Raw genomic sequence first — 16,644 nt, forward strand, 5'->3', positions numbered from 1 at the left:
GCGGCTTAGGTCAATGAGTTAACCCATATCATAAACTGTTCAATAACCATTTGGTAAACGCGTCAACATGTGGTTTTTCTCCTTGTTTGACCATCATATAATGCGCACCACGGCTCGGCATGGACCACTCTCCTATGCGAACCAAGCTTCCTTGTCGCAGATGTTCGTCAACCAAGAAGTCTCTGACCAATAATACCCCTAACTGATTCACCGCCGCTTCAATCGATAATAAAGAGTGCTCGAATTCTGCGACCATTGGAGCCAGTCTCCCTTGATAACCATGATAAGCAAACCAAGATTGCCATGTTTCCTGATACCCACTCGTCGCCAGCTTGGCAGTATGTGCCAATTCAGACAAATTCGACATTGGGTTGAGATGTAAGAAGCCAGGACTGGCTACCACAATCCAGTTTTCATCCGTCAACTTTACAGCTTGTTTTGATTGCCAGTTCCCATACCCGTTGATAATTTCGACATCAGCAATATCGCTGCTACTCGGTACAGCATTGGCCGTCGTCGAAATCTTAAACCGAATGTCAGGGTACTGACGATGAAAATCGGCTAGGCGTGGTATCAACCACTGGACACAAAAACTGTGTGCAACATGTAAGGTTAATTGAGTGTGCCTTTGACGTGAGAACAAGTGCAGAGTCGCCACAGAAAGACTTTGAAATACATGACTAACGACAGGCAAATAATCGTGTGCGGCTTGTGTCAAAAGTAGCTTAGCTCCATTGCGCTCAAACAAGGTCGCATCGAGATAAACTTCCAAGGATTTCACTTGCTGACTGACGGCAGCACGTGTGACATTGAGTTCTTCTGCCGCTTTGGTAAAGCTTTGCAAGCGTGCTGTAGCTTCGAACGCTTTAAGGGAATTTAAAGGTGGTAAGTTTTGCATGTCAGGCTCCACGCGAACAAGTAAGAAAATACTATGACGGGGCTGTGACAGATAAATGAAAGGATACAAAAAAGCCAGCGTTAGACGCTGGCTTTCAAAGTAGCTAATTCAATAAAGAATTATTGAGCAGCTTCTTCAGTTTGGTATTGGAACGCAGGAACAACAACTTCTACACGACGGTTCGCTTCACGACCTTGACGAGTTTCATTGCTTTCTACTGGGTTCGCTTCACCCATACCTTTAACAGTCATACGGTCTGCTGCGATACCTTCAGCTTGGAACTGGTCAGCAACTGCTTGTGCACGCTTCTCAGTTAGCTCTTGGTTGTAAGCTTCAGAACCTGTTGTGTCACTGTAACCAGTGATTTCAACTTGAGCTTGTGGGTAAGTGTTCATTAGCTCAACAGTGCCGTTTAGAGAAGATGCATCTTGTACTTCTGCACTTTCTAGGCCGAACTGTAGAGTTGTAGTTTGAGCTGGGTACTCGTTTTCAACGATGCGAGTCGCTGGACGAGTTTCAACGACTTCTTCTTGAACTACTGGCTCAGAACCGAACTTGTAGTTGAAGCCAATACCGAAGAAGTCTGCGTCCATATCGTTGATGATGTCGTCAGACATATCTTGGTAACGTTGGTACTCAGCACGTAGGCTCCAGTTGTAGTTGATTTGGTATTCAGCACCTAGAGAGCCAGTTGGTACGAAATCTTTCTCGTCACCAGCCATCATGTATGCAGCACCTACTTTAGCAAATAGGTTCCAAGAATCTGTTAGTGGTAGGTTGAACTTAGGAGCAAGAGTGATTGCCCATAGGTCGCCATCTACTGTGTTTAGACCAGCTTTGTTGAAGTTAGCTGTGAAGTTACCTAGGTAATCAACGCCGTATTCAGCAGCAACGTATTCGTTGAAGTTGTAACCGATGTGCATGCCAGCTGCGAAGCTATCGTCATCACATGGAGCGTCAAGGTGACAAGTGTCGTTTAGTGCGTTGTAACCTAGTTTACCGCCAACGTAAGTATCAGCAAGAGCAACATTCGACATTACGCCACCAGCTAGAATGGTAGCCACTGCAAGAGCGATTTTTTTCATTATTTTACCTTTAATGCGAAGGCGACCCGACTACTATCCACAACTATACAGCTGCCATCACGCAAGTCAGAACCTACACTGTTTCGAGTGATTAAAAACTATGCCATTGGTCTCAATCAAAACGTCATCAGACATCTGGAATGAGCACTTATCTTCAAGCATTTTTCTCAGAGCTCAGATCCGAAACGAACCTCCGATTGTTTGGCGCATTCCGAATGATTCAGAGCACAAACAAAACGGACAAATCGTTCCAAAAACAGAACACCAAAATGCGAATTATCCTAAGCTAGGCGCAATAGTACATAGCAGCTATATTTTATTTTAAGCTACTGTGCCTACAAAGGGCGCTAAAGCATAAGATTGCTAAATGATTGAGATGAGATAACTTTTGTGACATAAATCTCAAAACAGACTTTAACAGAACAACCTTCGCTTTCATAAATTAGATTTCTTATCGTGACGATTAGTTTTTTTTATCGATAGCCACATAAGCACCAGAAACTGAAGGTTTTTTGTTTTTATTGGCGAAAAAATTTACAGTCACCAGACATTGAGGTAGGAAAAAACGCACAAAAAACACAGCCTACAAAAAGCAGGCTGTGAACTAATTGCTTTAAATCTTGTCGGAAACCGCCAACGTTGCCGCCAATATATCTTGGCCAAACAGCACACTACGTTCCGGAGACCAGCCGTAAAGTGGGTCGGGATGGTTATTATTGTCTTTGAATGGCATCTCGATGGTGTAAGACAAGCACTTAAATTGCTCAGCAACCCAGTTAGAACCAACGGTTAGGTTCGCTTTGCCCGGCTCATCTTTATCGTAACCAATCTCGTCTTGGAACTCTGGTGTAATAGTCAGAAGTGCTTGTTTAAACGCACTTTCCAATTCAGCCATGCCTTCGTCATAAGAAGGAATACCTTCAGAGCCCGCCACGAAGTTGTAAGGGATAGCTTCATCACCGTGGATATCTAAGAACATATCCACGCCTGTTTCTAGCATTCGCTCACGAACCAAGAAGACTTCAGGACTCTTTTCCATTGATGGCGTTTGCCATTCACGGTTTAAGTTTACGCCAACCGCGTTAGTACGTAGATGCCCACGCACACCGCCGTCTGGGTTCATGTTTGGTACAACGTAGAGTACTGCTTTTTCAAGTAGTGCGCGCGCAACCGTGTCGTTCTCATCGAGCAGACGTTGGATCATGCCTTCCATGAACCATTCTGCCATCGTCTCACCTGGGTGCTGACGTGCAATCATCCAGATTTTCTTTTTGCCTTCTTCTGGCTCACCGAAAGTAAGCAAGCTCATGTCATTGCCATCTAGCGTATGGCCAAGCGTCTCTAGTTGGCAGTGATGCGCGCTTTGTGCCATGTGTAACAGGTCTAGGTGACGGTCGTACGTGTAAGGAGCAAAGTACGCGAAGTAAATTGAGCTGCGCTCAGGGATAACAGTGAAAGTCAGCGTGTCGCCATCGAACTCTGCCGGTACTCGGAACCACTCTTCACGATCGTAAGACGCAACCACGTCGTAACCCTGCCAGCCTTCTGGGTAAGCCGATTTCGCAAGATCGAGAAGTTTGATGGTGTGTGATTGCTCGGCTTCTGTCTCTAGACGGAAGTGGAACCACTGGTAGAATTCCGACATGTTGTCGTTAGGAATTTTGAGTTGGATGTCGTTTTTGTCGTCCGCTTTCACTACGTGAATGCTGCCGCTGTCAAAGTTGCTGAATACTTTCATTTTATTACTCACCTTTTGCATCTGAGCTTGAAAGACTGAGGCTAACACAAAGGGAAGAGGTGCCTCTAACACTTTCACTTCTTCCCTATCCGTTTGCGATCAAAATATTCAGTTTAGTCGAGCTTATCCGCTTTGCCTGCTGGTCCCGCGAGTTTTGCTAGCCACCTATCCCAGATGAACGGCGTTTTCTCGCTATCTTCTGCTTCCTCTTTTCGACGTACCGCGTTGCGTACCATCATTGCTCCCGTCCATCGGAATGGCTCTGGCGGGAAGTGCCCCAACGGCCCTTTGGCTAAACCGCTTTTCATCCATTCATTCTCGATTCCCAATACCAATGAAGATAAGATCTTTCCACCCATTCGAGTCTGCGCTACCCCGTTACCCGAATAACCAAAGCCATAAAAGATATTGCTTTGGTTATCTAACTCACCGAAGAATGGAAAGCCAGTAGCAGAGCGGTCTGAACCACCCGTCCATGAATAAGCGAACTCTGATCCTTTCAAACGCGGGAACAGCTTATCGAACGACTTACGCAGTAGCTCTTGATAGCGCGTTGGCTTGTTGAACATCGCGTTGACTTGGTTGTTGAAAGAGAACTGATTGCCGCCTTTCCCCAACATCAAACGGCCATCTGGCGTATCTCGGTAATAGTGGACGAAGATACGTGAATCCAACACGCTAGAACCTGACTGCCAACCAGATTGAGTCAGCGCGTCACCAAGCGGTTTGGTGATCACCATGTCGGAAGAAACCACCACGATACTGCTTTTGAATTGCTTAAACTGCTCCACCATCCAAGCGTTTAATGCCAACACCACCTGCTGCGCTTGAATATTCCCTTTAGGTGTAGAAACAGTAGCAGGTTTTCCATAATCTAAACGCGTCATCGGCGTGTTCTCATAGATCTCAACACCCAACTCCACTGCGACGCGTCTTAATCCTCTCGCCAACAAAGCAGGCTGAACACTGGCTGCAACCGGAGAGTGAAAGCCTTCTATATTGCGCGGCGATCCTGCATTGGCACGCAATTCCTCAGATTGACAGCGGCGCCAGCTGTTCACATCTAGACGCTTTAACTCGTCTACCACTGGCTGCATTCCCCCCGTCTGAGACTGATTGGTTGCCGTGTAGTAGACGCCTTTTAACGACAATTGCGCATCGATATTGTACTGCTGACAGAATTCGTCAATCTCCAATACCGCTTGCTCCGATTCCTTCACCAACCACGCTGCGTGTTCTTCACCAAATAAACGCTTTAATGTAGGGAACTTAGTCGACCATGTCAGCATGCAACCGCCATTAGCCCCGGAAGCACCGCTACCGCACAAGCCTTTTTCAACCACTATTATGTGTTTCTCCGGCGATTGTTGCTTGATCATGATTGCCGTCCAGAGCCCAGTGTATCCACCACCAACAATGGCGACATCAGCTTGGATATTTTGTTGAAGTGGTTTGGCGGTTTCTGGTTGCTCGGCTTCAAGCGCTTGCTTAAACCAATATGAAGGGTGAGTCATTACGTATCCTTTGTAAGTGTGCGCATACAATGTTGCTTTGTTGCCACTTTACAAACGATCCAAATCATCAACGAGCTAGAAAAACTGACGCTGAGCGTTAGAAAATATTAAACCTAAATTAGTTATTTATTTCATTCACCATAATTATGTATATTTAAATAATAAAAAAGGGGAGCAAAACTCCCCAAATTCAATAAGAATAAATATATGGCAACGATAATATTGAAAACAAAATATTTTGCTAGCGAGTAGATGTATTAACGATTACCTGGCTCACGCATGCGGTATTCATATTTCACATTCAATATTGGTTGATAGGCAATCTGACCGTTATCTTGAAGAAACTCATCAACGGTAACTTTTGCATTAGTAATGGAAAACGACTGACGGTCTACCATATCAAATGCACTCTTAAACTCATCTCGTAGCTCTTTAGAAGACTTGCTTTGGTAGTTTTTAATCATTTCAAAGCCCATGTCGTAGGCAGCTTGCTTACTATCCACAACATTACCTTGGATCGTTTTGCTGTTATTCGTCCATTGGTAACCACCAGCGAATGCCGCGACAGGAGTGGCAGTTAATACGATAAGACTGACTAGAGAGATTAAACGTTTCATAATATGCTCCTTACTTACCTTTTAAAATATCGAGTTCCAAATACTCGATGAATGTAGGTTACGTATAGAGACCTTTAGCTCGTCAAATTAATTTCAAAAAACATTCAATTATTTTTCAAGTTATTTTTAATTAAACGTAAGGCATAAAACTGCCATTTATTATTCATAATAAAAATATCTTAAAAAGCAGTCACTAAATAGTTATAAAGAAACCTTTATGGCTACTTTGCCACTCAGCCATGACACTCCCTTACCAAGCCATACAATACCTCTTGCCCCTTTTCTCTTAGAATCCTGCAAAAACGAACACCGTTCAAAACGATCGTAATGGCACTGCGTCTGACACCAGAACACCACCTTTTGATGCCTCGGCGTCCTCTTTATCTTTTGGTGTTTTTCGACCATGACCAACAAGGCACTGCACAGATAACGAACTTAGGCTCGCCGAAAAGCCAGTCTGGAGTGAAATGACATGAATAAATCTATCCTTCATCACAGCAAAACCATTTACTCAGACGAGTACGCTGAGATCTATCACCCTATTTGGACATACCGCGCTAAGTTTATCGCGCGTGCACTGTTCTATCGCAAGTCATTCAACTATCTGGCGGACAATATTGAGGCGTCACTTCTAGAGATGCTTTGTTCTCGTACGCATCGTTTCTTAGAAAAGCCGTTTCGTCCTTACATCATCAAAAATAGCCCAGCAATCGATCGCTCTGAACTTGTGGTTGATCACTACAATACGGTGTCGAAGCTGCTCTCTTCAGAGCTGATTGAACAAATCTATACCGATGCTAAAGGCCAAACTCTGATGACATTTGAGATTGATGAGATCCTCTATACGGTTCGACTTGTTTATGAAGCTCGCTACCAAAAAGAAGGTGAGATGAGCTTGGTATTACATAGCGAAGAAGACGGAAACTTTTACACTATCTCTTTTACGCTCGGGCACGAGAATGGCGCTCGTTGCATCATGATTGGCGGCTTACAAGGTCCACGCAGTAATGAAACCAGCAGCGCAAAAATCAAAAAGCTAACACGTAAACTTTACGGTCAACGTCCAAAAAGCCTGATGGTGAGTTTACTGACTATTCTGGCGCAAATCTGGGGTGTAGAAACAATTTTGGCGGTCAAAACCGACTCCCACACTTACGCCGCGCGACGCTACAGCAAAGGACGAATCAAAACCGACTATGACGCACTCTGGCAAGAGTTGGGCGGGATAGAGTTCGACCGGAACTTCTACTCCCTTGCGGTGAATGCCCCAAGACGTGATATCGAAGATATGTCTCGCTCAAAACGCTCGATGTATCGTCGTCGTTATGAATGGCTAGACAACACCAAAGCCACATTCGAACAAGTACTAAGAAACTAAAAGGCTAAAAAGCCAAAGAACTAAGGAGAAAGTCACATGCGTTATTCACTCGTGACGGCTTTGGTGTTGTCGACTTTTTCTTTGTCAGTGCACGCAACAACCAATAAACACATTGTTGGTACAAATTTAGGTTACGGCGTTGTCAATTACGATGCTCCAACAAGCGAAGAGTCCGGCGATATGTTCCTCGGTGAGGTTTACTACCGATACATGCTAACGCAAAACATTGGTATCGAAGCGGGTTTTAAAGGCGCTTTTGACGGTATCGGCTCGATACTTGTCAGCCCAATTTCTGAGGTTACGGATACCAGCTTTTCTGGGCCTAGGCTAAGTGGCTATGCGAGCTATCCACTTGGGGCAGGGTTTGAGTTGTACGGCAAAGCTGGCGTCACCGCCTACACACTAGAGTACACCTATAAAGTAAACGGGCAGAGTCGAAATATCGAAGAGTCGAGCATCGGCGGAGAAGCCGCGGCTGGTATTGGCTGGAGTTACAAACACCTTGGTTTAAATGCGGAATACGCGTATTCCAAAAACCGCGATTTTGATTCTGGCGGCGTGATGTTTGGCGCTCAAGTTCGCTTCTAACACCATCCAAATAAACAAAAAGGCAGCGATGGCCTGAGTCGCTGCCTTTTTCTTTCATCAATATGAGTCAGTTCGTCAGCGCAAGAATGATCCCCGCCACGATAGAAGTAACCCCAAGCCCTCGGGTGAGATACCATTTCTCAGACAGAAACCAAATCCCCATAAACAATCCAAACACGATGCTGATTTGCCTTAGTGCCACCACCAAACTCACGTTGTCTGTCATGGTCATCGCAAACAGCACCAAGCCGTAGGTGGATGCCATCATTACCCCTGCCATGCTGGCGGTTTTGCGGATCTGCCACGCGGTCTTAATCTCATCTGGCTTGCCCGTAACCAAGCACCACACAAGGGTTGGAATACCTATCGCCCAAAACTGTACACCCAAGTAAAAGATCGCACTGTACTGATCATTCAAGATCTCTGATGCTTGTCCTGTGAGTAAACTCAGCGCTTCTTTGTCGACCACCGAGTAACCCGTTGTGCCTATTGCGGCAATCAATGCCCAGAACACACCAACATTCAGATAAGAACCCAATGTCATCTGACGAAAATTCGTCAGTGGTACCAGCATACAACCAAGGGTAATCAACAAGAATCCAAACCACTGCTGACTAGATAATTCATGCCCCAGAGCCACACTGATTGCGCCGACCATCATCACAGGCAGTGCCCGAGCAATCGGATAAACCACACCCACGTCTGCGTGCTTATAAGCGACAATCAAACCGACTAGATAGACCATTTGTGAAATGCCGCTAATGAACAGCAATCCCCAAAATTCACTCGGTAATGATGTCCAGCCAATGGTCGCCAAATACCAAATCAAATAAGGGGTAAGAATGGCACATGCAGAAAAGCTGGACGCCATAGTAAACGCGAGTCCAGAGCCTGAGTTGCTTTTGCCAAGGATATTCCAACCCGCATGGAGAACAGCAGAAAAAACGACGAGACCAATCGCCAACAAATCCATTTCAATGTTCCTGTTTGAATAAAATAAAGGCCCCGAGATGGAGCCTTAGATGATGAGAAAATCCACTTAGCGATTGAGTTCCGCCAGAGATTCAATGCTGATGGCATCGTGTCGCCAATACTCGATATCGCAATCAATCAACTCACCGTGCTGGTTATAGTTGATGCGCTCCACCACCATCGCGGGAGTGCCAGCTGTCGCGCGCAGTGCCTGAGCCATTTCCCCCAACAAAGTGCTGGTTGAAATGCGGTAGCGAATCTTTTGATACGTCACGCCATAATGATCGCGGTAAATGTCCGTCAGTGAATTTGATAAATCGTAGTCCAACAGGTTCGGAAACAGCTCTGGGCGAATGTAGTTTGTTACGAACACCACAGGTCTATCTTCAAGGTATCGCACACGGTCAACTCGATACACATCCGAGAAAGGCTGCAAGTCCAGCAAACGCGCCGCTTGTTTGTTTGCCAACGTCCCTTTTGCTGCAACCAACTCCGTTTTTGGCACACGATTTTGCGCTTTCGCCATGTTCGGGAAGTTTAGCGTTTGGGTTGGGTCGTAACGCAATGGCTCAGGTGAGATAAACCAACCTCGGCGATCTTCGCGATAGATTCGACCTTCCGCTTCTAGCAGTGATAAAGCTTCACGCAGAGTGACGCGTGTAGTATCGAACGACTCCGCCAACTTACGCTCTGCTGGCAGTTTTTGACGCGGCGATAGCATGCCCGCTTCAATCTGTTCAACAATCGAATCTTTAATTTTTACGTATTGCACGAAGTGTCCTTATCTTTTGCGCCAAGCTTGTGTGCGATTTTCTAACAATTTACCCAAAGTCATCTGAACAATCTTCGCAATTGCGGCAGCAATCATGATCATCACAGCCATCGCTGCTGCAGCGCCAGTTTGACCTGCATCGTCCATATTCAGAATTGAGACCGAAGCCGGAATCGTATCAGTTGAGTAAAGGAATACTACCGCAGAAGTGGTGGTCAATGCATTAACAAACAAGTAAGTCGCAATGTCCAAAATCGCAGGTAAACACACAGGTAATGTCACTTTAAAGAACAACTTGTATTGAGGAAGCTTCACCGATGCTGCTGTGGCTTCAATCTCCGATGGCAACTGCTTTAGCGCTGTCAGGGCGGTCATGTGACCCACTGTGTAGTAATGCACTACCGTGTTAATCACCAAGAACGCCATGGTGCCATAAAGCACATTCAGAGGATTGTTCGCATCGTTGAAGTAAAAGATGTAACCCAAGCCAAGCACCATACCCGGTACCGCCATTGGCACCACGCTAAGCATTTGCATCACCTGACGAATTGGACCAAACGCACGCCCTTTCTCAATGCAGTAAGCACCGACAAAGATGATGGCTGTACCAATAACTGCCGTCCAACCAGCCAGTGTTAGTGAGTTGAAGAATGGGCTCCAACCGTAAGTGCTCATTTCGGCAAAGTTGTAGTTATTTAGCGTCAGCGCTTTGTTCCAAGGCCAGAATGTAACTAACGAGCCATACACCGCCATACCCAAAACCGCCAACACTGCGATAGAAATGATGCTGCAGTAAACCAAACAAATGCTGTCGCGCGCTTTGTTGGGTTCTGGCTGATAAGGCACTGAACGTGTGTCGAATAAGCTCTTTTGTTTTTTCTGTACCCAGCGGTCTGCACCGAACGCCATTACCGCAGGGAATAACAACATAATGCTGGTTACCGCACCCATGGCAAAGTTTTGCTGTCCCACCACTTGCTTGAAGATGTCAGTCGCCAGAACGTTATAGCTGCCACCAATCACTTTCGGCACACCAAAGTCCGTGATAACCAGTGTAAAGACGACGATAAGCGTACTGATCAAACCGTATTTCGCCGCAGGTAGCGTCACCATAAAGAAGGTTTTGATGGGCGATGTTTTAAGTGCGCGGGCAGCTTCATACAAACGGGCATCTGAAGTGCGCAGCGAAGTAGTCAAAATCATCAATGCATGAGGGAAGGTCCAGAAAATCAAACCCATCGAGATACCAATCACGCCGTAAATCGAGTTTCCTAACAGCATCTCTCTGGCAATGCCTTGATTACCGAAAAGGAAGATCAAACTGATCGCTGGTAACAGCGAAGGCGCAAGAATTGGCGCAGTGCCTAGGATTTGGAACAAACCTTTAAACGGCATGCATGAACGAGTCAGCGCGTAGGCATAACCGAACGCAAGCACACCCACTACCGAGGTCACAATCACGCCCAAAGTGAAGGTGTTTCCCACCGACACCCACAAGCTTGAAGAAGAAAAGTACGTCGCAAAGTTGGCCAAACCAACGAATTCGCCATTGGCATTTTGCACACTCTTGGTCAACATTGCCCAAAGCGGCATTAAGATGAACAGCACCATCATGGTCGACAAACCAGCGAGCAAACCGAACAACACAAGGTTGTCGCGGCTAACACGTCCGAGTAAGGATTTTGCTTTGTCTTGTGTAGTCAGGCTATTCATCGTCATTGTCTTCGCATCCATGTTTACACCTACGCCGCTAGCGCTTTATCAACCGAGGGCACGGCGTAACCATGCAGCCCTTCTTCAGCAAACTGGATGTAACGTACATCGCCCGCTTTGATATTGAGTTTTTGAACCGTTTCCACGGGCACATCCACGACGATGGTTTTCGTCGAGCTGTCGTTTTGCAATACGCAATCAATGCGGAAAAACGCCCCCAAAAACTCGGTAGCCGTCACTCGCACAGGTAAAGAATTGGTGTAGTTTTCAACGAACTTGATGCTTTCAGGACGCACCGCAAGGTCGAAGCGGTCACCACGTTGGATCTTACGATTAGTCAAGCTTGGCGCTGGCATCAAGGTTTCTGCAATGCGTACTTGGGAGTCCGTTGCGGCTGAGGTTTCAATAAAGTTCATGCTGCCGACAAACTCAGCGACAAAGCGCGTTGCTGGTTGTTGGTAGATTTCTTGAGGTGTGCCAACTTGCTCAATCACGCCATGGTTCATCACCACAATACGATCCGCCATCGATAATGCTTCGTCCTGATCGTGCGTAACCATGATGGTGGTGATGCCCAGCTTACGTTGCAGCTTGCAAATCTCATCACGTAAGTGAACACGTACTTTTGCATCCAGCGCTGACAGCGGCTCATCAAGTAGCAGTAGACCCGGAGATAGCGCCAATGCACGAGCCAAAGCAACACGCTGCTGCTGACCACCAGAAAGTTGGTTAGGGAATTTCTCGCCAGAGGTTGGAAGACCAATGGTTTCTAACCAATGATCTACTTTCTCTAGCGCTTCTTTGGTCGACATACCTTGGTTCTTCAAACCCACCGCAATGTTCTCTTGCACAGTTAGGTTCGGAAACAGCGCGTAAGATTGGAACACGATGCCGAAATCGCGCTTCTCTGGTGGTAGGAATGTGGTCTCTTGACCGTTTTGAAAGATTGCACCAGACGTTGGCAAGTCTAAACCTGCAATGGCACGTAGCAGAGTGGTTTTACCGCAGCCAGAAGGACCAAGAAAACAAACAAACTCGCCCTTCTCAATCGCTAGCGAGATTTTCTTTAATGCAGTGAACTGTCCGAATTGCTTCACTACATTTTCGATATTTAGGTAATGTTGGTTAGTTGACATAACACACGCTCCAAATGGTATATACCAACTTTAATTTTGGAGTGTTACGTTCCAATGACAAATTTATAGCCAGAAGATGACAAATAGATGAAGGGAGATGAGGTTTGTTTCTGCGCTTGCAACCCCCTCCAACTCCCCCTTTTATCAGCATGGTTTGCCAAGCATTTGAATGTGGTTATCAAGGGGGAGAGCTGTTCTTTGCTGTGGTGAGCTCTGTGCTTTCCCGACGTCATTCTGAAGGAGCCTAGGCCAGTATTCAGAATCTACTTGAAGCGCGTTGGATGTTGCATTTTGAATTAAATTATCCGCCAATGCGAACCAGTCCCTCCCCCTTTTCTCGACATGCTTTGCCAAGCATTTGAATGTCATTATCCAGGGGGAGAGCTGTTCTTTGCTGTGGTGAGCTCTGTGCTTTCCCGACGTCATTCTGAAGGAGTCTAGGCCAGTATTCAGAATCTACTTGAAGCGCGTTGGATGTTGCATTTTGAATTAAATTATCCACCAATGCAGAACCAGTCCCTCCCCTTTACCAGCATAACGGTTGTAGTCCCCCGCAGTTAAAGCCAAGGGGAGGTTAGGTGGGGTTGTTTTACGTTGAGTTAGGTGCTTGCAACCCCCTCCAACTCCCCCTTTTCTTGACATGATTTGCCAAGCATTTGAATTCGGTTATCAAGGGGGAAAGCTGTTCTTTGTAACGGTGAGCTCCGTGCTTTCCCAACATCATTCTGAAGGAGCCTGGGCGAGTATTCAGAATCTACTTGAAGCGCGTTGGATGTTGCATTGTGAATTAAATTATCCGCGAATGCAGAACCAGTCCCTCCCCTTTACCAGCATGATTGCTGTAGTCCCCCGAAGTAAAAACCAAAGGGAGGTTAGATGGGGTTGGTGGCTTAACGCTAGGTTCGGTGCCTACACCCCCCTCCAACTCCCCCTTCTCTCGACATGGTTTGCCAAGCATTTGAATGTGATTATCAAGGGGGAGAGCTGTTCTTTACTACGGTAAGCTCAGCGCTTTTCCGACGTCATTCTGAAGGAGCCTAGGCGAGTATTCAGAATCTAATTGAAGCGCGCTAGATATTGCATTGTGAATTAAATTATCTGTGAATGTAGAACCAGTCCCTCCCCTTTACTAGCATGACTGCTGTGGTCCCCCGAAGTTAAAGCCAAGGGGAGGTTAGGTGGGGTTGGTGGTTTAATGCTAGGTTCGGTGCCTACAACCCCCTCCAACTCCCCCTTTTCTCGGCATGGTTTGCCAAGCATTTGAATGCGGTTATCAAGGGGGAGAGCTGCTCTTTGTAGCGGTAAGCTCAGTGCTTTCCCAACGTCATTCTGAAGGAGCCTAGGCGAGTATTCAGAATCTACTCGAAGCGCGTTGGATGTTGCATTGTGAATTAAATTATCCGCGAATACAGAACCAGTCCCTCCCCTTTACCAGCATGACTGTTGTAGTCCCGCGAAGTTAAAGCCAAGGGGAGGTTAGGTGGGGTTGGTGGTTTAATGCTAGGTTCGGTGCTTCCAACCCCCTCCAACTCCCCCTTTTCTTGACACGGTTTGCCAAGCATTTGAGTGTAGTTATCAAGGGGGAGGGTTTTCTTTTTCGTGGTGAGCTTAGTGCCCCCCGTTATACAGACTTTGATGCTTTCCCTATCACAAGCAACAAGTACAGTTAGTCCCTCCCCTTTACCAGCGTGACTGTTGCAGTCCCTCGAAGTTAAAGTCAAGGGGAGGTTAGGTGGGGTTGCTGCTTTAAGGCTTTTGACTTTCGCCTCTTACAAAAACAAAAAATCCACCTCAACCGAGGTGGATTTCAGCATTCAACTCAAAGCAAATTCAATTAAGACTTTGGCTCTGATTTCGCGTCAAACTTCTCAGACCAAGCCGCTAGAATCTCTGCACGCTTGCTGCCCATTTGCGCGAAGTCCATCTTCGCCATGTTCTCTTGAACGTTCGGGAAGTTAGATACTGTCGCTTTCACTTCTTTATGTGCAACCACTGGGTACATTTCTACGTAAAGCTCGTTTGCCGCTTTAGAGATGGACCAGTCGACAACGCGCTTCGCTGCATCAGACTCTTTTACTAGACCAACGGCTTCTGATTCCCAGCCGATGCCTTTAGGTGTGATAACCGCGAGTGGTGCACCTTGTGTTTTCAGCTTCGCGCCGCGGCTTGCCATCGAGATACCGATAGCCACTTCACCCATGCCCGCTTGAACACATGGCTTAGAACCCGAGTGCGTGTAGTGTGCAATGTTCTTGTCTAAGTCACGCATGTAGTTCCATGCCTGATCTTCACCCATGTTTTGTAGCCAAGCAGAAACCTGCATGTAGCCAGTGCCTGAAGAAGCTGGGTTCGGCATTGCAATGTGACCTTTGTAAACCGGCTTTGTTAGGTCTTCCCAGGAAGTTGGTTTAGGCAGGTTAAGTTGTTTCGCTACCGCTTCGTTGAAACAAACTGCGTTAAAGAACGCATCGTTACCAAACCAAGCTTGGTTTGATTGAGGGTCGTTTAGGTTCGCGTGCAGCTCTTCCAAACCTTTTGGTGTGTAAGGCTTAAGAAGACCTTCATCTTTAAGCAGTGCCATTGACGAGCCAGCAAGACCCCAAACCACTTCCGCTTGAGGGTTGTTCTTTTCTGCCAGCAATTTCGCCGTCATGATACCGGTTGAATCGCGAACCCACTTAATCTTGATATCTGGGTTATCTTTCTCAAACGCAGACTTGTATTTCGCAAGAATGTCAGTTTCGAAAGCGGTGTAAACCGTGACTTCCTGTGCTGCCATTGCATTCGTAGCTAGCAGAGAGACAAGTGCAGCCAGCGATCCTTTCATCAAACGGTTTTTCATCATTTTCTCCAGTTAATTTGGCCAAGTTTTCATTTGGTCTGTACCAGTTGACGATATACACCCTACTGAGCCTTTGTGACGAATTCATGACCATTAAATGGCAGTTTTACGAAAATTTGCGCTGAATAATCGTTCAATTGATCCGTCATTTTCTGGATATTAAAGTTTTATGAAATTGGAGATTCGTCTATTTACTGCCCTTTTCTTCCTCGCTAGAGTGAACTTGAAATTTGGTGTAGACCAATTAGCCTATTCTGATGGAAATCGAGATGAAAAACGAATACCTACTACTGACTCCAGGTCCTCTATCTACTTCTGAAACAGTACGTGAAGCCATGCTAAAAGACTGGTGTACTTGGGATGATGAATACAACAAAGACATTGTAGAAGTGATCCGCACTAAGCTTGTAAAACTGGCGACGGAGCAAAACGGCTACACCAGCGTACTAATGCAAGGTAGCGGTACCGCATCAGTAGAAGCGACGATTGGCAGCGCCATTGGCAAAGATGGAAAATTGTTGGTTGTCGACAACGGTGCTTACGGTGCGCGTATCGCTCAGATCGCTGATTACCTAAATATTCCATGCCATGTAGTTTCCCCTGGCGAAACATCACAGCCACACTTGAACGAGGTGGAAACTGCATTGGCATCGGATCCTGCGATCACACACGTGGCGATTGTTCATTGCGAGACAACCACTGGCATGCTCAACCCAATTGAGGCGTTTGCTTCTGCGGCAAAAGCACACGGTAAAGTAGTGATTCTCGATGCCATGTCGAGCTTTGGTGGCATTCCTATCGATATTGCTGAGCTAGGCATCGATTTTATGATCAGCTCTGCAAACAAATGTATTCAAGGCGTTCCGGGCTTTGGCTTTGTGATTGCAAAACAAACTGAGCTTGAAAAGTGCCAAGGTCAGGCACGTTCTTTAAGCCTTGATCTGTACGACCAATGGCAGTGCATGGAAGTGAACCACGGCAAATGGCGTTTCACGTCTCCAACGCACACGGTTCGCGCTTTCTACCAAGCCTTGTTAGAACTGGAACAAGAGGGCGGCATTGAAGCGCGTCATCACCGTTACCAAACTAACCAGAAAACACTGGTTGCAGGAATGCGTTCTCTGGGGTTTGAGCCACTACTGAGTGATGACCTTCATTCGCCAATCATCACTTCTTTCTACTCTCCGACGCACAGTGATTACCAGTTCAAAGCGTTCTACACACGTTTGAAAGAGCAGGGCTTCGTGATCTATCCGGGTAAGGTATCGAATGCAGATTGCTTCCGTATCGGCAACATTGGCGAAGTTTACCCAGCAGATATCGAGCGCTTAATCGGTGCGATTGAAAAAGCAATGTACTGGCAAGTTGCGTAAAGCAGCCTTCTGATTGAG

The 16,644-nt window shown here is 46.4% G+C and carries 13 protein-coding genes; 3 read left to right on the forward strand and 10 right to left on the reverse strand.

Features of this window, described 5'->3' with window-relative positions; all coding sequences use genetic code 11:
- Positions 1–28: 28 nt before the first annotated feature.
- From L1076_RS04490 to L1076_RS04510, 5 genes are all read right to left on the reverse strand, one after another.
- On the reverse strand, positions 29–898 hold the full coding sequence (locus tag L1076_RS04490) for a LysR substrate-binding domain-containing protein (protein WP_237303229.1): 870 nt from the start codon (positions 896–898) through the stop codon (positions 29–31).
- Between the two features lie 119 nt (positions 899–1,017).
- Positions 1,018–1,983 (reverse strand): outer membrane beta-barrel protein, encoded by a 966-nt coding sequence (locus L1076_RS04495; protein WP_237303230.1) that lies wholly within the window; start codon positions 1,981–1,983, stop codon positions 1,018–1,020.
- A gap of 613 nt (positions 1,984–2,596) precedes the next feature.
- Complete coding sequence (locus L1076_RS04500; protein ID WP_237303231.1) at positions 2,597–3,721, reverse strand: M14-type cytosolic carboxypeptidase; 1,125 nt, start codon at positions 3,719–3,721, stop codon at positions 2,597–2,599.
- 113 nt (positions 3,722–3,834) lie between these two features.
- The gene (locus tag L1076_RS04505; protein WP_237303232.1) at positions 3,835–5,235 is read right to left on the reverse strand and encodes an FAD-dependent oxidoreductase; all 1,401 of its coding nucleotides are present in this window, start codon (positions 5,233–5,235) and stop codon (positions 3,835–3,837) included.
- Positions 5,236–5,492: 257 nt separating this feature from the next.
- The gene (locus tag L1076_RS04510; RefSeq protein WP_038868241.1) at positions 5,493–5,852 is read right to left on the reverse strand and encodes a DUF3316 domain-containing protein; all 360 of its coding nucleotides are present in this window, start codon (positions 5,850–5,852) and stop codon (positions 5,493–5,495) included.
- A gap of 472 nt (positions 5,853–6,324) precedes the next feature.
- Between L1076_RS04510 and L1076_RS04515 the strand changes: the two genes are divergently transcribed.
- Both L1076_RS04515 and L1076_RS04520 read left to right on the forward strand, forming a co-directional pair.
- The gene (locus L1076_RS04515) at positions 6,325–7,230 is read left to right on the forward strand and encodes a VirK/YbjX family protein (protein WP_042599931.1); all 906 of its coding nucleotides are present in this window, start codon (positions 6,325–6,327) and stop codon (positions 7,228–7,230) included.
- A 36-nt stretch (positions 7,231–7,266) separates the two neighbouring features.
- A complete protein-coding gene (locus tag L1076_RS04520; protein ID WP_237303233.1) occupies positions 7,267–7,818 on the forward strand; it encodes an outer membrane beta-barrel protein in 552 nt (183 codons plus the stop codon).
- A gap of 67 nt (positions 7,819–7,885) precedes the next feature.
- On the opposite strand, the gene L1076_RS04525 is transcribed toward L1076_RS04520, so the two are convergent.
- From L1076_RS04525 to L1076_RS04545, 5 genes are all read right to left on the reverse strand, one after another.
- Positions 7,886–8,791, reverse strand: a complete 906-nt coding sequence (locus L1076_RS04525) for an EamA family transporter (RefSeq protein ID WP_045409532.1) — start codon at positions 8,789–8,791, stop codon at positions 7,886–7,888.
- A gap of 66 nt (positions 8,792–8,857) precedes the next feature.
- Entirely contained in the window at positions 8,858–9,562 is a 705-nt protein-coding gene (gene phnR / locus L1076_RS04530; protein ID WP_005442366.1) for a phosphonate utilization transcriptional regulator PhnR, read from the reverse strand.
- A 9-nt stretch (positions 9,563–9,571) separates the two neighbouring features.
- The gene (locus L1076_RS04535; RefSeq protein ID WP_237303234.1) at positions 9,572–11,296 is read right to left on the reverse strand and encodes a putative 2-aminoethylphosphonate ABC transporter permease subunit; all 1,725 of its coding nucleotides are present in this window, start codon (positions 11,294–11,296) and stop codon (positions 9,572–9,574) included.
- Between the two features lie 8 nt (positions 11,297–11,304).
- Positions 11,305–12,411, reverse strand: coding sequence for a putative 2-aminoethylphosphonate ABC transporter ATP-binding protein (locus L1076_RS04540; protein ID WP_237303235.1), 1,107 nt, complete (start codon positions 12,409–12,411; stop codon positions 11,305–11,307).
- A 1,834-nt stretch (positions 12,412–14,245) separates the two neighbouring features.
- The gene (locus L1076_RS04545; RefSeq protein ID WP_005384363.1) at positions 14,246–15,256 is read right to left on the reverse strand and encodes a putative 2-aminoethylphosphonate ABC transporter substrate-binding protein; all 1,011 of its coding nucleotides are present in this window, start codon (positions 15,254–15,256) and stop codon (positions 14,246–14,248) included.
- A 266-nt stretch (positions 15,257–15,522) separates the two neighbouring features.
- On the opposite strand from L1076_RS04545, the gene phnW reads away from it, so the two are divergent.
- Positions 15,523–16,626, forward strand: a complete 1,104-nt coding sequence (phnW, locus tag L1076_RS04550; RefSeq protein WP_130546470.1) for a 2-aminoethylphosphonate--pyruvate transaminase — start codon at positions 15,523–15,525, stop codon at positions 16,624–16,626.
- The last annotated feature ends 18 nt before the right edge of the window (positions 16,627–16,644 follow it).

The sequence above is a fragment of the Vibrio sp. MMG023 genome, assembly GCF_021654215.1.
GTDB classification, from domain to species: Bacteria; Pseudomonadota; Gammaproteobacteria; order Enterobacterales; family Vibrionaceae; genus Vibrio; species Vibrio jasicida.